The sequence below is a fragment of the Stutzerimonas sp. S1 genome (assembly GCF_025966695.1).
Classification (GTDB): domain Bacteria; phylum Pseudomonadota; class Gammaproteobacteria; order Pseudomonadales; family Pseudomonadaceae; genus Stutzerimonas.
In genome coordinates this window covers 729,911-749,420 of record NZ_JAOEIY010000001.1, presented here as the reverse complement: position 1 = coordinate 749,420, position 19,510 = coordinate 729,911, and the positions used below count along the sequence as shown (strand labels likewise).

The window sequence follows — 19,510 nt, the reverse complement described above, 5'->3', positions numbered from 1 at the left end:
CGCTGTCCGCGCGCGCCCGCCGCAACGACCATCAGACCCGGCGCTGGCCGGGCCAACCTTTTCATTTTCGGGAGTTCGCGCATGGCCGTTGCCTCCAGCGCCTACAAGAAAGCCCTCACCGGCGAGAGCAAGAACAAGCAGGTGCTGCTGAAGATCGACCGCGTCACCAAGAAATTCGACGAGACGGTGGCAGTCGACGACGTCTCGCTGAGCATCCACCAGGGCGAGATCTTTGCCCTGCTCGGTGGTTCGGGGTCGGGCAAGTCCACACTGCTGCGCATGCTCGCCGGGTTCGAGCGGCCGAGCGAAGGGCGCATCTTCCTCGACGGTCAGGACATCACCGATCTGCCGCCCTACGAGCGGCCGATCAACATGATGTTCCAGTCCTATGCGCTGTTCCCGCACATGAGCGTGGAGCAGAACATCGCCTTCGGCCTCAAGCAGGATGGCCTGTCCAAGGCGGAGATCGCCGAGCGCGTCAGCGAGATGCTCGCGCTGGTGCAGATGACGCAGTACGCCAAGCGCAAGCCGCACCAGCTTTCCGGCGGTCAGCGCCAGCGTGTCGCCCTGGCGCGTTCGCTGGCCAAGCGACCGAAACTGCTGCTGCTCGATGAGCCGATGGGGGCGCTGGACAAGAAGCTGCGCTCGCAAATGCAGCTGGAGCTGGTGCAGATCATCGAGCGGGTCGGCGTGACCTGCGTGATGGTTACCCACGATCAGGAAGAGGCCATGACCATGGCCGAGCGCATCGCCATCATGAGTTACGGCTGGATTGCCCAGGTCGGCAGCCCGATGGACATCTACGAGACGCCGGCGAGTCGGCTGGTCTGCGAGTTCATCGGCAACGTCAACCTGTTCGACGGCGAGCTGGTGGAGGACCTCGAAGACCATGCGGTGATCGCCTGCCCGCAACTGGAGCGGCCGATCTACGTGGGGCATGGCATCAGCACCCGCGCCCAGGACAAGCGTGTGACCTACGCTTTGCGCCCGGAAAAGCTGCTGATGAGCCTGGAGAAGCCGGTGCTCGAGCTGGCCGATTACAACTGGGTAGAAGGTATCGTGCATGACATCGCCTACCTCGGCGGCCACTCGGTGTACTACATCAAGCTGGAATCGGGGATGCTGTTGCAGGCCTTCGTCGCCAACGCCGAGCGCCACGTGAAATGGCCGACCTGGGAAGAGCGGGTCTATCTGCACTGGCTCAGCGACAGCGGCGTGGTGCTGCAAGCATGAGCCGCCGGCTTGCGCTCAACAATGGTCGCCGGCTGGTCATCGGCATCCCGTTCCTGTGGCTGTTCCTGTTCTTTCTGCTGCCGTTCGCCATCGTCCTGAAGATCAGTTTTTCCGAGGCGGATGTGGCCATTCCGCCGTATACCGAGATCTTCAGCTACGCCGAACAGCAGCTGAAGGTGCTGATCAACCTGGGCAACTACATCTTCCTCAGCGAAGACGAGCTGTATCTGGCCGCCTACCTGGGTTCGTTGAAGATCGCCTTCTTCAGCACCCTGCTGTGCCTGCTGATCGGCTACCCGATGGCCTATGCCATCGCTCGGGCGCGCAAGGATCTGCAGACGGTGCTGTTGCTGCTGATCATGATGCCGACCTGGACCGCCATCCTGATCCGCGTCTACGCCTGGATGGGCATTCTCAGCAGCAACGGTATCCTCAACGGCCTGCTGCAGGGGCTCGGTCTGATCGACGCACCGTTGCAGATCCTCAATACCGATGCCGCGGTGTACATCGGAGTGGTCTATTCCTACCTGCCGTTCATGATCCTGCCGCTCTACGCCAACCTGGTGAAGCACGACCCGAGCCTGCTGGAGGCCGCTTCCGACCTCGGTGCGCGCAACCTCACCAGCTTCTGGAAGATCACCGTGCCGCTGTCGAAGAACGGCATCATCGCCGGCTGCATGCTGGTGTTCATTCCGGTGGTGGGCGAGTTCGTCATCCCCGAACTGCTCGGCGGTCCGGAGACGCTGATGATCGGCAAGGTGCTCTGGCAGGAATTCTTCAACAACCGCGACTGGCCGGTGGCTTCGGCGCTGGCGGTGGTGATGCTGGCGATCCTCTTGGTGCCGATCATTCTGTTCAACAGAAACCAAGCCAAGGAACTGGAGGGCAAGCTATGAAACGCTGGAGCTTCTCCAACCTGATCCTGGTGCTCGGTCTGCTGTTCATCTACCTGCCGATGGTCATCCTGGTCATCTATTCCTTCAACGACTCGCGGCTGGTGACCGTGTGGGGCGGCTGGTCGGTGAAGTGGTATGTCGGCCTGCTGGACAACAGTCAGCTGATGGGCGCGGTGATGCGCTCGCTGGAAGTGGCGTTCTACACGGCCATTGCCGCGGTGGCGCTGGGCACCATGGCCGCCTTCGTGCTCACCCGCATCCCGGTGTTCCGCGGACGCACGCTGTTCGGCGGCCTGGTCACCGCGCCACTGGTGATGCCCGAAGTGATCACCGGTCTGTCGCTGTTGCTGCTGTTCGTCGCCATGGCCCAGCTGATCGGCTGGCCGGCGCAGCGCGGGCTGGTGACCATCTGGATCGCCCACACCACCTTCTGTTCGGCCTACGTCGCGGTGGTGGTGATGGCGCGCCTGCGCGAGCTGGACCTGTCCATCGAGGAAGCGGCGATGGACCTCGGCGCGCGGCCGTGGAAGGTGTTCTTCCTGATCACCATGCCGATGATCGCGCCGTCGCTGGCCGCCGGCGGCATGCTGTCTTTCGCCCTGTCGCTGGACGACCTGGTACTCGCCAGTTTCGTCTCCGGCCCCGGCTCTACCACCTTGCCGATGGAGATCTTCTCCGCCGTGCGCCTGGGGGTGAAGCCGGAGATCAATGCGGTGGCCAGTCTGATCCTGCTGACCGTGTCGCTGGCGACCTTCTTCGCCTGGTACCTCGCGCGGCGCACCGAGAAACGCCGCATCCGCGCGATGCAGCAGGCTGCGGACGAAAGCAACAACGCGCCGACCTGGCGCCAGGTGATCGACAGCCGCAAGGCCGTGGTGCCGCCTTCGACGCAGGGCTGATAAGACACGGAAAGGGCGCGACGAGGCGCCCTTTCCGTTTGCACCGCCGCCATATTAACCAGGATAGCGCGGCGCTTAACCGCCTATCCCATGTGCTCGCCTCTCCCGTGGGCAGCTCGACGCAGGAGGAAAACGTCTCGCCGTTCTATCCTGTGGTCCGCCCCAGCGCCGGGATGTCTCAGCCGTGTTCAGACTTGGCAGCCGGCCCCCGTGGCGTGCTCATCCAGCGGCTCCTCGCAGCCGGTGCCACCATCCGGTCGTGGGCTCAGCCAGACCGGCGCCAGATAGCGCAGGGCGAGCGCGAAGGCCGCCAGCCAGCCCACGCCGGCCAGAAGCGTCAGTGCCTGCGACGGCGCGCCGGTCAGTCCAGCGCCCGCACGCAGCAGGGCGGCCAGCACCAGCAGCGACGCCGCAATTGGCACCCAGTGGCGCTGATCCAGCGCATGCCCACTGTGCGTGCGTCCGGCGATGCACAGCACGCCCAGAATCGATACGCCCATGGCGCCCAGGGTCAGCAGATGACGGCCCGCACTGCTGGCAGAACCGTCGGCCAGCAGCGAAACGCCCAATGCGGCATAGCCCAGCGCCATCAGCCAGTAGACGCTGTAGAGCAGCAGTGACCAGCGTTCGAGCAGCGCCCGGCCGATGTGCCAGTCGTTCAGCAGATTGAACACGGCCGCTGCCGCGGCCAGCGCCAACCAGCCGTTGAGCGGTTCCGGCAGCGCCAGCCATTCGCCGAGAGTGAACAGGCTGATGCAGAAGATCGCCAGATTGCGCCGTGGCGGCCGCGCGCGGTAATCCTCGTCCACCTCATGGCCGGCGTCCCGGCGGGCCTGGATGGCATCGTTGAGAATACGCATGGAGATGCGGCTCATCGCCACCACGATCAGCACCATCATCACGCCGATGCCTGCGTGCAGCCAGCGCATCGGATAGTGACCGCTGACGGCATCGAAGTGAAAGCCAAGCGTCACCAGCGCCAGCGCGCTGAGGCCGCCGAAGAAGCCGTACTGACGGCGCAACGGGTCGCCCAGCAGGCGTGGCGCCAGCAGCACCGGCAATGCCAAGGCGAAGGCGCTGTTGCACAAAGCCGCCGGCCAGGGGCCGATGATGCCGGATAGCCAAAAACACAGTCGGGCAGCCAGCCACAGCAGCAGGAAGCCGAGCCCGACATGCCGACCGAATGCCGCGGTGACGGTGAACTCGGGCACCGCGGTAAGGACGAAGCCTGCGACCGCGGCGAGGCCGAAACCGAGCAGCAGCTCATGGGCATGCCAGACCACCGGGCCACCTGGAACGGCAGGCAGCGGCAGACCGAAACCGAGAAAGCCGAGCCAGCTGGCAACGCCAAGCAGCCCGAGTAGCAGGGTGACGAGAAACAGCGGGCGGAAGCTGCACAGCAGCAATGGCCATCCGCGGAGCCGGCGATTCAAGGTGCTCAGCATCCCGAGCGCTTCCTGATGGGCGTTGCGACAAGCGTGTCCTCGCGGATGGCGCTCCTGATGGTTGGCGCCGGCGGCTGTGGCGCACGCGTGCTCAGGCCGAAGCTCTGACGCAGTGCCGGCAGTTGCAGTAGCTCGGCGGTGTGCTGGTAGATCCAGGCATCCGAGCGCTGCGCTGCCGGTACATCCAGCGCCAAGCGGCTGACAATGCGCCCCGGTTCGGCGGCCATGACCAGAATGCGGTCCGCCAGGCGTACTGCCTCCATCAGATCGTGAGTGATCATCAGCACACCCATGCCGCGTACGCCTTGCTCGGCGAGCAGCAGCGCGTAGAGGTCTTCCTTGAGGCCGATGTCCAGCGCGGCGAATGGCTCGTCGAGCAGCAGCAGATCGGGTTGCAGGACCAGCGCGCGCGCCAGCGACACGCGGCTTTGCATGCCGCCGGAGAGCTGGTGCGGAAACTTGTCGAGATCGCCGGCGCTCAGGCCCAGCCGCAGGGCGAGTGCTCGCGCCTGCTGCACGCGCTGCTGGCGGGCGACACCCTGAGCCTTGAGTCCCAGTGCGATGTTGTCGAGCGTGGTCTTCCACGGCAGCAGTCTTGGTTGCTGGAACATGCTGGCCGGATTGCCGAAGCCGTTGTCGATGCGACCTTCCTGCACGTCGAGCAGCCCGGCGCAAAGATGCAGCAGGGTGGTCTTGCCACAGCCGGACGGGCCGACCAGCGCAACGACCTCACCGGCGCTGAGGTTGAAGTCGATAGCGCTGAAGATCTCGTCGCGGCCGAAGGCGTGGCCCAGTCCGTGGACTTGCAGTTGCGTCATGCCGCCACCTCGCGCCAGCGCTCGACTTCGCGCTTGATCGGTTCCAGCAACAGGTATTCCACGGCCAGCAGCAGGCCGACGACCGCGGTAATCCAAGCCATGGTGGCGCTGGTATCCAGGTGTGAGCGCGACACCGCGAGGGCGGCGCCGACGCCGTCCTGCGTGGCGAGCAACTCGGCCATCACTACGATCTTCCACGCCATGCCGAGCGCAGTGATCCAGGCGGGAAACAGATAGGAAAATACATGGGGCAGGTAGACGTCGAAGAAGAGCATGCGGCGTGGCAGGCGGAACGCTAGGGCCATGTCCTTGAGCTGATTGTCCAGCGTGCGGGTACCCTGCAGCGCGCCGACGAATACCAACGGAAAGCTGGCGATGAACACGGTGAACACCGGGGTGCCGTCGCCAGCGCCGAACCAGAGCATTGCCAGCACCAGCCAGGCGATTGGCGGCATGCCCATCAGCACGGTAACCAGCGGCCGCGCCATCATCGACGCGGTCATGGAAACACCGGCGGCGAGGCCGAGCGCGCTACCCACCAGCACGGAAAGCGCAAAGCCGAGCAGCGCCCGGCGACTGGTGGCCAGCAGTTCCGGCCAGGCGGCCCCTTCATCGAGCAACTGTCCGAGACGCGCGAAGGTCTCGAGCGGCGGCGGCAGCACCAGCGCGCCATAGTGGCTGGCGACCGCCTCCCAGGCGGCCAGCAGCAGGAACAGGCTGGCCAGCGCGCCCCAGCCGCTCCAGATATAGCCGGGCAGACTACTCAGCCAGCTGCGCAGAAGGCTCATGGTCGGCCATTCGCCGGGGCGTAGAAGTCTTCCGCCGGCAGCTTGCCGCCGACCAGCGCCGGGTTCTTCTGCAGCAGCAGATCAAAGAGAAACTCGACTTCGTCTCGCGCCTCGGCGGCCGGTACGGCGTCCATCTGTGCCACAGCCAGCGAATCGGCGATGGCCTCGGCGCTGAGCATCGGTAGATGCTTGGCGGCGAGCTGGCCGCAGGCGTCGGCATTCGCTCTGCACCATTGCAGTGAATCGGCGTAGGCCTGGGCGATGCGGGCGGCGATCTGCGGCTGGTCCTTCACGCTGGCCATCAATGCGATGCCGGCCTGGGGGATACGTGCTTCGCGCTGCAGCAGGCGACCCCATTCCTGTTGCAGGTCGACGCTGCGGTACAGATCCGGCGCGACCAGCCCCAGCGGGCCTTCGCTGGCCTTGCGCAGGGCCATGGAGATGGCCGGCTCGGCCAGCAGGGCGTGATCGGTGCGGCGCATCAGCAACAGCTGCATGGCGTCGATCGGGGTGGCGACATAGCGCAGGCGCAGGTCCTTGCGCACATCGATGCCGGCGCGTTCGGCCAGCAGTCCGAAGAGGATGTCGGGCATGTCGCCGCGAAACGGCATGGTGATTTCCTTGCCGCGCAGGTCGTCCAGCGTCTGCAGGTCGGCCTCGCGCGATACCAGCCAGAGCAGGCCCCAGGTCGAGACGTTGAGCATCCGCAGTTTCGCGCCGCGATTGTAGAGATTGGCGGCGACGTTGACCGGCATGGCCAGCACGTCGGCCTGCTGATTCAGCGCCATCAGCCGCAGCTGGTCCGGATCACGCCAGTTGACGAATTCGACCTGCTCGGCAAGATCGGCCAGCGCGCCGGATTCCACCATGTGGATCAGCGGATTGGAGACCGACGAGGAGGGACCGGCCAGCACCAGGCGCGGCAGCTTGTCTGCCAGTGCGGGAGCACTGGCGATCAGCAGGGTAACGAGTAGTAGTCGGCGGAGCATTCAGAAGCTACCTGTGAGTGCGAGGGTAAGGCCGCGGCCGGGCGCCTCGAGTTCGTAGCCGCTGACGCCATCGGCCAGGTGTTCATGATAGGCCTTGTCGAACAGGTTGCTGAGCTTGGCGTCGAGGTTGGCGGTCTGCAGCACGCCGACCTTGCCGAAGCCCCAGCCGATGCTGGCGTCGGCGGTGACGAAGCCGGAAGTTTCGTCCTCGGTGCCGTTGGAGAAGCGCGTGGCGACCCGGTTCTGCTCGGCCACCGCACGTAGCTGGGTGTGCCAGTAGAAGCCGCGTTCGGCCGGCTGGCCGATGCCGACGGTCAGCTCGTGGACCGGCATCTGGTACAGCGGCTCGTCGTCCTGTTTGTTCTCGCCGCGCAGCCAGGTGAAGCCGCCGTCCACTACGAAGGCGCCGACCGCCTTGCTGGCGCTGCCCTCGAGGCCGTAGATGACCACCTCGTCGAGATTCTCGGTGCGTTTGATCGGTAGTCCGTTGGGTGCGTTGGTGCCCGTCACACGGCCGGCAATGTAGTCGTCGATACGGGTATGGAAGGCCGCCAGACGATAGTCGAAACCGTTGCCATGGCCCTTGAGGCCGATCTCGAAGCTGGTGGAGCGCTCCGCGTCGAGCTGCGGATTGCCGATGTGGTAATAGCCGTCACCGCGCGCAGCATCCTCGAAGCGTTCGCGCAGGTCGGGTGCGCGGTAAGCCTGGCCGATGTTGGCATAGAGGTTGAGGGTGTCAGTCAGCGGATGGGTCGCACCCAGCGACCAGGACAGGTTGTTGTCGCTGCTGCTGAGGCCGCTGGTTCGCGCGGCCGCGCCGCTGCCTTTCTGCTTGGCGTCGCCGCTGACGTGGTCCAGCCGTGCGCCAGCCACGATGGCGGTTCGGCCCAAGTCGAATTCGTCCTGCAGGAACAGGCCGTAGGAACTGACCTCGCCGTCCTTGAATGGGTCGTTGCGCTGATCGTTGTTGAACAGCGGTGGGTTGTTGTGGATGTGGCGCTCGGGGTCGCCGGTCATGCGCCAGCCCTCGCCGCCAACGGTCAGCAGATGATTGCCAACCGGAACCAGGTACGAACTGCGCAGCCCGTGGGTGATGAAGCTGACGTCGTTGCGCACCTGATTGCGCCCGAGATTTTCGGAATAGGCGCGAATCTCGCGGTAGACCTCCTGGCGATACACGTCGGTACTCAGGGTGCCCTCACCGAGGCGATTCTCCACGCCGACCTGGTAAAGCTCGCGGCGTTGTTCCGGCGAGTGCATGGTCACGGTGCCGAGTCGCGCCGGCGTGCCGGTTCGCGCCGAGCCGGGATACCAAACGTCGCGGTCGGTGTGGCGCTGCAAGTTGAACTTGAGGCTGATGTCGTCGTTCACCTTCTGCTTGTACTTGAGCAGGAGGCTGTCGGAGCTGTAGCCGGTGCGCTCTTCGGTCCCGCTCGGGCTTTCGTAGTCGTCGACCTTGCGCCCGGCGGCGCCGAGCACTAGGGCGTGGTCGGTGCTGCTATCGCGCAGTAGCACGGCGCCGCTGAAACCATCGTCGATGCTGCTGGCGCTGAGGCCGAAACGTCCGCCGCGCTGTTCCTGCTCGGTGAAGTTCGCCTCCGGGGTGATCAGGTTGACCACGCCGCCGAGCGCACCGCTGCCGTAGAGCACCGAGCCTGGTCCCTTGACCACCTCGATGCGGTCGAGCAGGCCGAGATCGACGAACGAAGCCAGCGAGCCCTGCGGCTGTGCGGAGTTGAGTCGTACGCCGTCGACCATCACCACCACGCTCTCCTTCTTCAGTCCGCGCAATACCGGGTTCTGCCCCCAGGCGCCGTCACTGTGCACCGCAAGTCCCGGCTGCCCACGAAACAGGCTGCCAGCGGGCGCCGCCGTCTCGCTCGGTTGTGCCTGCAATACCTCGATGGCCTGGGGAATGTCCTGGGTCGCGGCCTGGTATCCCTTGGCGGTGATGACGGTTTCCTCAAGTTCCAGCGGGGAGGCGAAGGCGGATGAGGTACTGACAGCCAGGCAGGCCAGGGCGAGCGGGTGAAGGCGAGAAATCATTGAAAAGCTCCCGTTGCGGATCGTCGGAGTGACACCGACTGCGATGGAAGCGATTCTCTATCATCTGATAATAATTATCATTTGATTCCAATCAAGTTTACCGAACCCTCTCCGTGCCGGTCACTGCTGCCAGTCGCAAAAGCAGGCTACCGCCAGCGAGTGGGTGGCGCGCACTGTGCGGCCGGCGAGTACCGCGTCGAGGATGGGCTCGACGAAGCTGTTATCCGAGCTGCACACCGCACCCTCGCTGTAGGGGCCGATATAGACCAGCTCGCCACTCTGGTCCCAGATACCTACTGCCGGACTGGCGGGGAGCTGCTCGGAACCTTCGAGATTGTTCAGTGGTTTCAGCGAGGCCAGCGGTTTCGGCAGGCGGCCGTTGCTGCCGGGTTTGCGCACCTCGTAGAACTCCACCGCCTGGCCCTGGAAGCGCTTGAGCAGTTCTTCCAGATGCTGCTGGTTGCCGACGTTGCAGGGGCAGCCCGGGTCCCAGAAGTGTACGAAGCGCACCGGCCCCGGGCCCTGCAGTTCGGCGGGCAGACGCAGCCTGTCGCCGGAGAACAGTTCGGCGCGCTCGCCCTCGAAGGTGCGCAGATAGCGGGCCTCGAACCACCAGAACGCGGCCAGCATGGCGCCGGCCCAGAATAGGGCGATCAGCACGGCGATGAGATACTTGCGACGGCTAGGCATGGCGGGTCTCGGTGGCGGGGGCGCCAGCTTGCCATGCTCGGCTGCAGAGCGGAATATCCCGCCTGCTGCACGCAAACCCGGCGCCGCGCAGGCCGCCGGGACGCAACCACTCTGCAAATTGCAAATCGATCTAAAGAAGGCCATGTCCGAGCGAATCCAACCCGACCTGCTGCGTGAGCAACTGGGCGCCCTGCGTGACACGACCGCGCTGTCACCCGAGGCGCGGCACTACCAGGCCTACTACGGCCTCGATCTGCCGCAGCGACGCAACATCCACAGCCGCCTCGGGCGGTTTCGCGTACATGACTACGAGGTGGTGGCGCAGGCCTGGTGGCCGGAACAGCCACACGCCAGTCTGCTGATCCTGCATGGCTATTACGATCACATGGGGTTGTATCGGCATGTCGTCGAGTGGGGCCTGGACATGGGTTTCGCGGTGCTCGCCTGCGATTTGCCGGGGCACGGCCTGTCCAGTGGGCCGCAGGCCAGCATCAACGAGTTCGATGAATATCAGGCCGTCCTCAACGGCCTGTTCGAGCAAGCGCGCCAGCTCGATCTGCCGCGGCCCTGGCATCTACTCGGGCAGAGCACCGGTGGTGCGATCCTGCTCGATCACCTCTTGCACCAGCCGCAGAGCTCCGAGCTGGGGCGCACCATCCTGCTGGCGCCGCTGATCCGGCCACGCGCCTGGTTGCGCTCGAGGCTCAGCTACGAGCTGGTGCGCCGCTTCGTCCAGCAGATCCCGCGCAGCTTCAGCGACAACTCCAGCGACACGCGCTTCCTGCAGTTCGTGCAGACTGAGGACCCGCTGCAGGCGACCATCCTGCCGACCTCCTGGGTCGGTGCGCTGTCACGCTGGATTCCGCGGATCGAGAGCGCGCCGGACAGCACGCAGTCGCCCCTGATCATCCAGGGCGAGGCGGACATGACGGTGGACTGGCAGCACAACCTGCCGGTGCTGCAGCGCAAGTTCGCCACGCCGGAAATCCTGCGCCTGCCGGCCGCGCGGCACCACCTAGTGAACGAGAGCGAAGAGCTGCGCCAGCGCTATTTCGCCTTCCTGCGCGAGCGCCTGAAGCCCTGAGCCGCGCCGGCGCTCACTGATCCTGTCGCTGTGCCTGGATTGCGCTGTTGTCGACGCCGACCGCCAGGCCGGCACGTAGCGCCTGCAGAGCGGCCTGGTAGTAGGCCTTGCCGGCCTCGGATTGCGCGAACTGCAGGTATTTCTCGAGCTCGGCATCGGACAGCGAGCGGTAGATATACAGCAGCGTGTTGTCCAGATCGCCTTCGATCTGCTGCACCAGGCGCTCGCGCTGGCTGTTCAGCAGGGTCTGGGCCTGGCCGCCACCGAGTATGCCGGGCAGCATCTGACTGAGGCTGTCGGCGGCGACGCCGGCCAGCGCCAGGCTGACCTCGGCACCCGCCGCGCTGGCCGGGATTGCCTGCGTCAGATGGCGAATCAGCAGCTGCCGATTGCTGTCAGCGTCCATTCGCGGCAGGCCGTTGACGTGCTGCGCGAGCTGTTCGCGGCGTGCCGCCTGCACCTCGGCGGCGACGATCTTGCGCCCCAGCGGCGACTGGAAGAACTGCAGCGCCGGTTGCGGTTCCGGCAGATGGCTGCGCAGCGCCTGCTGGGCACGCTGATCCATCGCCTGGCTAGCGAAGCGCTGGTTGCTGTTGTCCACCAGAGCCTGGAAGACCGCCGGTGGCAGGCTGTCCTTGTAACGCTGCTGGGCGGCGCTCAGAGCGTCGCTGAAATTGGCGCGCTGATCGGCCCAGCCGGCGGTTTCGTAGAGTTCTTCATAGACATCGGCATGGCTGACGAAGCTGATGGCCAATAGAGCGAAAGCGAGAAGGGCGCGCATGGGATCTCCTGTACGAAGGCGGCATTGTCGACGCCGCACGGCCGACTGTCGAGCTGGGCTGGCGCAGTGGGTTGCCGACGCATGGACGAATTGTCACAGGCGGTGCGCTGGCGGGCCTTTTAAGCTGGCAGCACTGCGCTGAAAGCAGTTTGGAAATTCTTTCTATGTCAGCGAATTTCCAGCTTCCAGGCTGTTTCTGCGCCGTCCTGCCAGTCTGGCTCAGGTTTGCAGCGACCCGCTATCCGGGCATTCCCTGAATGCTCCGGCGGGCGCAGAATGCGCCATCGGACGCATGATCTTGCGTCTATTCCCGAATCATCTTGAATGTCCTGCGGGCGCATCGTTCCCCGATGCGTCGGGCGGCCCGCTGTGGCGGCGTGATGATCCTGATCTCTCGGAGCTTTGATCTTGCAGTTTTCGACTCTTATCGATGACCTGGCCGCGCGTGGCTGGTCGGTACAGCGTGCGTTTCTCCCTGGCCATGACACCCTCCGCCTCGCCGAAGAATGTCGCCGCCGCGAGGCGGAGGGAGTCATGGTGCCAGCCGCAGTCGGACGCGGCGAAAGCCAGGCGGTGCATGAAGGCATACGCGGCGACCATATCCTCTGGCTCGAGCCCGGGCAGTCAGCGGCGAGCGATCTTTACCTGCAGCTGATGGACGCCCTGCGCGAGCAGCTCAACCGTGAACTGTTTCTGGGGCTGGAAGAGTTCGAATGCCACTTCGCCTTCTACCCGCCGGGCGCCTTCTACAAGACCCATCTGGACCGTTTCCGCGACGATGACAGCCGCAGCGTGACGGCCGTGCTCTATCTCAATCCCGACTGGCAGCCCGAACACGGCGGAGTCCTGCGTCTGTACCTGGAGGATAATCGGAGCCGCGACATCCCCCCCGAAGCCGGAACCCTGGTGGTGTTCATGGCTGGCGACTTCCCGCACGAGGTGTTGCCCACCCAGGTCGATCGCCTGTCGGTCACCGGCTGGTTCCGCCGCCGCGCCGCGCTGCCGCTGTCGGCCTGATCCACGCGCCAAAAAAAAAGCCCGGCGCGAAGGCCGGGCGAATGGATACGAGAAAGGTCGTACGCGGCTACATGCCCAGCGCGTTGGGCAGCGCCAGCGAGATTGCCGGGATGTAGGTGATGATCACCAGGAAGCTGAGCAGCATCATCAGCCACGGCATGGCGGCGCGGATCACCTCGGTGACGGTCATGCCGGTCACCGCCGAGGTGACGAACAGGTTCAGCCCCACCGGTGGGGTGATCAGGCCGATCTCCATGTTCACCACCATGATCACCCCGAGGTGAATCGGGTCGATGCCCAGTTCGACGGCGATCGGGAAGAGGATCGGCGCGAGGATCAGGATGATCGCCGACGGCTCCATGAAGGCCCCGGCGACCAGCAGCACGATGTTTACCACCAGCAGGAACATCCACGGCTGCAGTCCGGCTTCCAGTACCCAGGCGGTGATCGCCTGCGGGATCTGCTCGGTGGTCAGCACGTGGGCGAAGAGCATGGCGTTGGCGATGATGAACATCAGCATGATCGACAGCTTGCCCGACTCCAGGATCACCTTCGGCGCTTCGCGGATGGTCATGTCCTTGTAGACGAACAGCGCGACGAAGGCCGAATAGACCGCTGCTACCGCTGCCGCTTCGGTCGGGGTGAACATGCCCGAGTAGATGCCACCGAGGATGATCACCATCAGCAGCAGACCCCAGATCGCCTTGCGTGCGGCGGACAGCCACTCGCGGAACGAGGCGCGCGGCAGGGCCGGCAGGTTTTTCTTCACGGCGATGATGTAGATCGCCGCCATCAGCACCGCGCCGAGCAGGATGCCCGGCACCACGCCGGCCATGAACAGCTTGCCCACCGAGGTTTCGGTGGCGGCGGCGTAGACCACCATCACCACCGACGGCGGAATGAGGATGCCCAGCGTACCGGCGTTACAGACGATGCCGGCGCCGAAGGCCTGCGGGTAGCCCGAGCGCACCATGCCGGCGATGGCGATGGAGCCTACCGCGGCGACGGTCGCCGGGCTGGAGCCGGACAGCGCGGCGAACAGCATGCAGGCCAGCACCGCACCGATCGCCAGGCCGCCACGGATGTGGCCGACGCAGGCGTTGGCGAAGTCGATCAGCCGGCGGGCGACGCCGCCGGTGGTCATGAACGCGCCAGCGAGCAGGAAGAACGGGATCGCCAGCAGCGTGTAGTGTTCGGAGGTTTCGAACAGCTTGATCGCCAGCGAGCGTACAGAATCCTCGCTGAAGATCATGATGGTCAGCGAGCCGGCCAGACCGAGCGATACCGCAACCGGCACGCCGATGAACATCAGCGCGAACAGCGCGACGAAGAGGAACAGGATGGTCATTGCTTCGGCTCCTCGTTACCCAGTTTCGCCGCCTCGGCCGCCTCGTCGGCCAGCCCCAGGCCGGTCTGCTCGTTGCGCAGGATGCGCACGAAGATTTCGGCGAAGCGGATGAACACCATGGCGAAACCGAACGGCACGATCATGCCGATGTGCCATTGCTTGATGCCGATGTGGCCCAGATCCTCGGCGCCGATGTTGGCGATGAACAGGGTCTGGATCCATTCGAAGCTGGCCACGCTCAGCAGCCCGGCGTAGCCCAGGCAGAACAGGCAGGCGATGATGCCGATGATGCGCTGGATATGCCGCGGGGCGAGCTTGACCAGCGCATCGACGCCGATGTGGCCGGCGGTGCGCACGCCATAGGCGAGGCCGGAGAAGATCAGCCAGGCGAACAGCGCCTTGGTCAGCGCGGTGCTCCAGGTCATGGCCTGGGCCAGGCCGATGACGTAGTCACCGATGGTGAAGAAGAAGTCCTCGGCCGCGGGAAAACGCTCGGCCAGGTCATAGAAGACGGTGTAGAGGTTGTTGAGGATGACGTAAACGAACGTCACCAGTGTCATGGCGGCCAGCAGAAAGGCGATGAAACCTTCCTCGAAGTGGTCCCAGACGCGCCAGAGGGCGTTCATGGATGACATCTCCCGATGGACTGCAGATTGTTCGACCGGCGAACACGGAGGGTGCGCCATAGACCAGCCAGGCTGTGGCCGGTGGACAGAGCAATGAAAAGACTCTTGTTGTAGCCAGCCAAGCGGCGCGCCCGGGATCACCGTGGCCATGCCATCCAGCCCGGGGTGCGGGCCTCGCCTTCGCTAGCGGCTTTGTCTTTGCACTGATCTGTCGGTGTAGCGTTGCGTAGGTAAAGCGCAGGGGCGGCTTGTGCCCGCCCCTGCGTTCAGGGTCACTGAGCCTGGTTGGAGGCTTCAGCGGCCTTGATCAGGTCAGCACCGATCTCGCCTTCGAACTTCTTCCACACCGGCTTCATCGCGTCGCGCCACATGCCGCGCTGCTCCGGAGTCAGGGTGATGATCTCGGTGGTACCGGCGTCCAGGATGCGCTGCTTGTCGCCCTGGTTCAGTTCGTCGGCCTGCTTGTTCACCGCAACGGTGACTTCGGCCAGGATGGCTTCCAGCTCGCTGCGCACGTCAGCCGGCAGACCGTTCCAGAACTTGGTGTTGGTGATCAGCATGTAGTCCAGCAGGCCATGGTTGGACTCGGTGATGTACTTCTGCACTTCGTGCATCTTCTGCGAGTAGATGTTCGAGTACGGGTTCTCGGCACCGTTGACCACGCCGGTCTGCAGGCCCTGGTAGACCTCGGCGAAGCTCATCTTGCGCGGGTTGGCGCGTACGGCCTTGAACTGCTCTTCCAGCACGGCAGACGCCTGTACGCGGAACTTCAGGCCGCGGGCATCCTTCGGCTCGACCAGCTTCTTGTTGGCCGACAGCTGCTTCATGCCGTTGTGCCAGTAGCCCAGGCCGGTGATGTTCTTGTCTTCCATCGAGCGCAGCAGCTTCTGGCCGGCTTCGCCTTTCTGGAAACGGTCAACCGCGGCGATGTCGTCGAACAGGAACGGCAGGTCGAAGACCTGAACGCCCTTGGAGTAGTGCTCGAACTTGGCCAGCGAAGGCGCGATCAGCTGCACGTCGCCAAGCAACAGGGCTTCCATTTCCTTGCCATCACCGAACAGCGAGGAGTTCGGGTAAACCTGAACCTCAACCTTGCCCGGCAGACGCTCTTCCACCAGCTTCTTGAACAGCAGGGCGCCCTGGCCTTTCGGCGTGTTCTCGGCGACCACGTGGGAGAACTTGATGGTGATCGGGTCGGCCGCCTGGGCCAGACCGGCGATGCTCAGCGACAGGGCGCAGGCGAGCGCCTTGGCAGTCAGTTTGAACATTGTTGTTTCCTCTTGTTGTGGGGAATCGCCGCGGGACGATTCGGCAGTGACCAGCAGTTCAAGTCTAGGCGGCATTTGGTGATGCCGGACGGACCGGTTCCGCGAGGTGCGTCGGATACTGGAGCAATGCCTGTGCCAGCTGACCGGCGCGACCGCGCGTCGCCAAGCGTTGTACCAGCTGCAGATGAAGCTTTGAATCGGCAAAGCCCAGGAAAGCCGTCTAGGTCGCAGCTTTGCGGGCAGCCCCGGGCGCTGCCATGGGATGCTGGTCAGGCCGGGCGGGAGGATGGTCCGGCGATCGGGTCAGAAGATAGATGGCGGAAAACCGCCAACTAGTCCGCCTCATCGGGCGAGCTTCCGCCAGCATCGGCAAAACTCAGGCCGTGTTTGCGCAGCTTGTCATGCAGGGTCTTGCGCGGCAGGCCGAGGGCTTCGGCGACACTGCGCAGCGAGCTGTGCGGGCGCGCCAGTTCGGCGGCGATCAGCGCACGCTCGAACGCATCGACCTGCTCGCCGAGGCTGCCGCCGGCGGTTGTCAGCAGCGGCTTGGCGTCCGGCAGTTCGAGGCCCAGCTCGAGCCCCAGGGCGAAGCGCTCGGCGGTGTTCTGCAGCTCGCGCACGTTGCCCGGCCAGGCATGGCGCAGCAGCAGTGCGCGCTGTTCCGGCAGCAGCGCACGGGCCGGCAGGCCGTGGCGCTGCGCGGCGGCTTCGGCGAAATGCTGGAACAGCAGGAGGATGTCTTCGCTGCGTTCGCGCAGCGCGGGGATGCGCAGCGGCGCGACGTTCAGCCGGTAATACAGGTCGGCGCGGAAGCGGCCCTGGTCGGCGGCCTGACGCAGGTCTTCCTTGGTCGCGGCGATGACGCGGATGTCCAGCGCGATCGACTGGTTGCCACCGAGGCGTTCGACCACCCGTTCCTGCAGCAGGCGCAGCAGCTTGACCTGCACGTCGAGGCTCATGCTCTCGATCTCGTCGAGGAACAGGGTGCCGCCGTTGGCGAACTCGAACTTGCCGATGCGCCGTTTTTGCGCGCCGGTGAAGGCGCCCGGTTCGTGGCCGAACAGTTCGCTTTCGACCACCGACTCGGCCAGCGCACCGGCGTTGATCGCGACGAAGGGGCCGTTGCGACGATTCGACAGGTCATGCAGGGCGCGGGCGACCACTTCCTTGCCGGCGCCGGTCTCACCGAGGATGAGCACGTCGGCCTGGGTGCCAGCCAGCGCACCGATCTGTTCGCGCAGGCGCTGCATGGCCGGCGAGTGGCCGAGCAGGCGCGCCGACAGTTGTTGGCGGTCGGCCAGGGCCAGGCGCAGCGAGCGGTTGTCCAACACCAGCCGGCGCAGCGCCAGGGCACGGCGCACGCTGTCCAGCAGCGCTTCGCTGGGGAAGGGTTTTTCGAGGAAGTCGTAGGCGCCGGCGCGCATGGCCTGAACCGCCAGCTGAATATCGCCGTGGCCGGTGATCAGCAGCACCGGCAGTTCGGCATCGCGCGCCTGCAACTGTTGCAGCAGCTGCAGGCCGTCGAGGCCCGGCATGCGGATGTCGCTGACCACCACCCCTGGCCAGTCCGCCGGCAGGCGCGCTTGCAGGCTGCGCGCATCCTCCAGGCAGACCACCTGCAACCCGGCCAGATCGAGGGTCTGGCTCAGGGCCTTGCGCAGGTGCGGATCATCGTCGACCAGGACCACCTGCGCCTGCGCGCTGATCGGAGTATCGCTGCTCATTGAAAGTGGTCCTCGGTGGGGAAGGCGACGCCGGGCTCGGCACGGCGCAGGAACAGACTGAGCTGGGCGCCGCCGTCGGGATGGTTGGCGAGGCTCAGCTCGCCGCCCAGCGCGCGCACCAGCGTATCGCAGATCGCCAGACCGAGGCCGAGGCCCTGGGCGCTGGTCTTGGTGGTGAAGAATGGCTCGCGGGCGCGCTGCAAGGCATCGGCGGAAAATCCCGGGCCGTTGTCGCGCAGGGTCAGCAGCACGCCGTCGCCCTGCTGCTCGGCACGCAGCCAGATCCGCCGCACCGGCGGGCGTTCGGCCAGCGCATCGAGGGCGTTGGCCAGCAGGTTGGCAAGGATCTGCCGCAGCCGCGTCTCGCCGGCCTGCACCCACAGCGTGGCTTCCGGTACGTCGCGGATCAGCTCGACGGCCATCGCCTGGCGGCGCTTGGCGAGCAGGGCGAGGGCATCGTCGAGCGCCGGCTGCAGGGCGACCCGCTCGGGGGCGTGCTGGTCACGGCGGGCGAAGGCGCGCAGGTGGGCGATGATCGAGGCCATGCGCGCGGTGAGCTCGCTGATCAGCTTGAGGTTGTCGCGGGCTTCGGCGTTGCGCTGCTGGTCGAGCAGCACGCCGGCGTTGTCGGCATAGCTGCGGATCGCCGCCAGCGGCTGGTTCAGTTCGTGGCTGATGCTGGCCGACATGGTGCCCAGCGCCGACAGCTTGCCGGCCTGCAGCAGTTCGTCCTGGGCGCGTACCAGCTCCTGCTGGGCCTGCTCGCGCTCGAGCACCTCGACCTTGAGCCGGCTGTTGAGCGCCTCCAGATCGCGGGTGCGCTCCTGCACGCGCTGCTCCAGCTCGCGGCGGGCCTGGGCATCCAGCGCCAGGCGCTCGAGGAAGTGGCGGCGGCGCTGCATCAGCAGGCCGAGCAGCAGCAGCAATGCCAGCAGGGTGGCGCTGCCGATCGCGACCACCGTGCGCACCGGGCGCTCCACCAGGCTGATCGGCGCGAGGATGCGCACGCTCCAGCCGGTCTCCTTCAGTTCGCGGCTCTGGATCAGCCAGGCGTTGATGTCCAGGGTCAGGTCGCGCGGCTCGAGGGTGGTGTAGGGCTGGTCGAAGGCGATCTGCTCGCGCTCCTCGGCGGTCAGTGCGCGGCTGGCGCGAAAGCGCCATTCCGGCCGCGAGGTGAGGATCACCACGCCGAAGTTGTCGGTCACCATCAGCTGCTCCGGGGTGTTGCCCCAGAGCATTTCGGTGTTGTCCAGATCGACCTTGACCACCAGCACGCCGAGGATCTGCTCACCGTCGCGCACTGCCGCGCCGAAGTAGTAGCCACGCTTGCCTGAGGTGGTGCCGAGGCCGAAGAAGCGCCCGAGGCGGCCCTCCATCGCCTGGCGGAAATATGGACGAAAGGCGAAGTTGCGCCCGACGAAGCTGTCTTCCTCGTCCCAGTTCGAGGCCGCCAGCGTGGTGCCGTCCGGCGCCATCAGGTAGATGACGTCGGCGCCGGTACGCGTGCGCATCTGCTTGAGCAGGCGGTTGGCCTGATCCTGTACCCGCGGCTGGCCCTGCTGGCGCAGGGCGGCGCGCAGCTCCGGCAGGTCGCCGAGGATCCGCGGCATCACTTCATAGCGGTTGAGGGTACCGAGCAGGTTGGCCACGTAGAGATCGAGCGTCTGGCGGTTCTGCTCGGTCAGTTCGTTGCGGTAGTAACGCTCGGCCAGCTGTTGCAACGGCCACAGCAGCGGTGCCAGCAGCAACGCGAGCAGGATGAGGTTGCGCCAGCGGGGGCGGTGAGGAGGTGCGGTTGCGGTCATGCGAGGGCGCCTGTGAATCCGGCGCATTATGCACGTTCGGCAGGGCGAGGTTC

The 19,510-nt window shown here is 65.5% G+C and carries 17 protein-coding genes; 5 read left to right on the top strand and 12 right to left on the bottom strand.

Going from position 1 to position 19,510, the window contains the following annotated elements; all coding sequences use genetic code 11:
- Positions 1-81: 81 nt before the first annotated feature.
- From potA to N8H22_RS03410, 3 genes are read left to right on the top strand one after another with little or no spacing between them, the layout of a single operon-like run.
- Positions 82-1,233 carry a polyamine ABC transporter ATP-binding protein gene (potA, locus tag N8H22_RS03420; RefSeq protein ID WP_264589206.1) on the top strand — a complete coding sequence of 384 codons (1,152 nt, stop codon included), beginning with the start codon at positions 82-84 and terminating at the stop codon, positions 1,231-1,233.
- A complete protein-coding gene (locus tag N8H22_RS03415) occupies positions 1,230-2,129 on the top strand; it encodes an ABC transporter permease subunit (protein WP_264589205.1) in 900 nt (299 codons plus the stop codon). Before potA ends, N8H22_RS03415 begins: the two co-directional genes overlap by 4 nt.
- Positions 2,126-3,028 (top strand): ABC transporter permease subunit, encoded by a 903-nt coding sequence (locus tag N8H22_RS03410; RefSeq protein WP_264589204.1) that lies wholly within the window; start codon positions 2,126-2,128, stop codon positions 3,026-3,028. The genes N8H22_RS03415 and N8H22_RS03410 overlap by 4 nt, the downstream gene beginning before the upstream one ends.
- 188 nt (positions 3,029-3,216) lie before the next feature.
- On the opposite strand, the gene N8H22_RS03405 is transcribed toward N8H22_RS03410, so the two are convergent.
- The 6 genes from N8H22_RS03405 to N8H22_RS03380 form a co-directional block, all read right to left on the bottom strand.
- Positions 3,217-4,473, bottom strand: a complete 1,257-nt coding sequence (locus N8H22_RS03405; protein ID WP_264589203.1) for an NnrS family protein — start codon at positions 4,471-4,473, stop codon at positions 3,217-3,219.
- On the bottom strand, positions 4,467-5,291 hold the full coding sequence (locus N8H22_RS03400) for an ATP-binding cassette domain-containing protein (protein WP_264589202.1): 825 nt from the start codon (positions 5,289-5,291) through the stop codon (positions 4,467-4,469). Before N8H22_RS03400 ends, N8H22_RS03405 begins: the two co-directional genes overlap by 7 nt.
- Positions 5,288-6,079 carry an ABC transporter permease subunit gene (locus N8H22_RS03395; RefSeq protein ID WP_264589201.1) on the bottom strand — a complete coding sequence of 264 codons (792 nt, stop codon included), beginning with the start codon at positions 6,077-6,079 and terminating at the stop codon, positions 5,288-5,290. Before N8H22_RS03395 ends, N8H22_RS03400 begins: the two co-directional genes overlap by 4 nt.
- Entirely contained in the window at positions 6,076-7,068 is a 993-nt protein-coding gene (locus N8H22_RS03390; protein WP_264589200.1) for an MqnA/MqnD/SBP family protein, read from the bottom strand. Before N8H22_RS03390 ends, N8H22_RS03395 begins: the two co-directional genes overlap by 4 nt.
- Positions 7,069-9,114 carry a TonB-dependent receptor gene (locus tag N8H22_RS03385; protein ID WP_264589199.1) on the bottom strand — a complete coding sequence of 682 codons (2,046 nt, stop codon included), beginning with the start codon at positions 9,112-9,114 and terminating at the stop codon, positions 7,069-7,071.
- 120 nt (positions 9,115-9,234) lie between these two features.
- A complete protein-coding gene (locus N8H22_RS03380; protein ID WP_264589198.1) occupies positions 9,235-9,804 on the bottom strand; it encodes a DUF6436 domain-containing protein in 570 nt (189 codons plus the stop codon).
- A 142-nt stretch (positions 9,805-9,946) separates the two neighbouring features.
- On the opposite strand from N8H22_RS03380, the gene N8H22_RS03375 reads away from it, so the two are divergent.
- Positions 9,947-10,888: an alpha/beta hydrolase gene (locus tag N8H22_RS03375; protein WP_264589197.1), complete on the top strand. Its 942-nt coding sequence runs from the start codon at positions 9,947-9,949 to the stop codon at positions 10,886-10,888.
- 13 nt (positions 10,889-10,901) lie between these two features.
- Here the strand turns inward: N8H22_RS03375 and N8H22_RS03370 are convergent, their stop codons facing one another.
- Positions 10,902-11,669 (bottom strand): DUF2059 domain-containing protein, encoded by a 768-nt coding sequence (locus tag N8H22_RS03370; protein WP_264589196.1) that lies wholly within the window; start codon positions 11,667-11,669, stop codon positions 10,902-10,904.
- A 408-nt stretch (positions 11,670-12,077) separates the two neighbouring features.
- On the opposite strand from N8H22_RS03370, the gene N8H22_RS03365 reads away from it, so the two are divergent.
- Positions 12,078-12,686, top strand: coding sequence for a 2OG-Fe(II) oxygenase (locus N8H22_RS03365; protein WP_264589195.1), 609 nt, complete (start codon positions 12,078-12,080; stop codon positions 12,684-12,686).
- Between the two features lie 67 nt (positions 12,687-12,753).
- Here the strand turns inward: N8H22_RS03365 and dctM are convergent, their stop codons facing one another.
- The 5 genes from dctM to N8H22_RS03340 all read right to left on the bottom strand — a co-directional run bounded on the left by dctM (position 12,754) and on the right by N8H22_RS03340 (position 19,457).
- Positions 12,754-14,034 (bottom strand): C4-dicarboxylate TRAP transporter large permease protein DctM, encoded by a 1,281-nt coding sequence (dctM, locus tag N8H22_RS03360; RefSeq protein WP_264589194.1) that lies wholly within the window; start codon positions 14,032-14,034, stop codon positions 12,754-12,756.
- Positions 14,031-14,660, bottom strand: coding sequence for a TRAP transporter small permease (locus N8H22_RS03355; RefSeq protein ID WP_264589193.1), 630 nt, complete (start codon positions 14,658-14,660; stop codon positions 14,031-14,033). The genes dctM and N8H22_RS03355 overlap by 4 nt, the downstream gene beginning before the upstream one ends.
- A gap of 272 nt (positions 14,661-14,932) precedes the next feature.
- Positions 14,933-15,928 carry a C4-dicarboxylate TRAP substrate-binding protein DctP gene (gene dctP, locus N8H22_RS03350; protein WP_264589192.1) on the bottom strand — a complete coding sequence of 332 codons (996 nt, stop codon included), beginning with the start codon at positions 15,926-15,928 and terminating at the stop codon, positions 14,933-14,935.
- Positions 15,929-16,260: 332 nt separating this feature from the next.
- Positions 16,261-17,652: a sigma-54 dependent transcriptional regulator gene (locus tag N8H22_RS03345; RefSeq protein ID WP_264589191.1), complete on the bottom strand. Its 1,392-nt coding sequence runs from the start codon at positions 17,650-17,652 to the stop codon at positions 16,261-16,263.
- The gene (locus tag N8H22_RS03340; RefSeq protein WP_264589190.1) at positions 17,649-19,457 is read right to left on the bottom strand and encodes an ATP-binding protein; all 1,809 of its coding nucleotides are present in this window, start codon (positions 19,455-19,457) and stop codon (positions 17,649-17,651) included. The genes N8H22_RS03345 and N8H22_RS03340 overlap by 4 nt, the downstream gene beginning before the upstream one ends.
- Positions 19,458-19,510 lie beyond the last annotated feature (53 nt).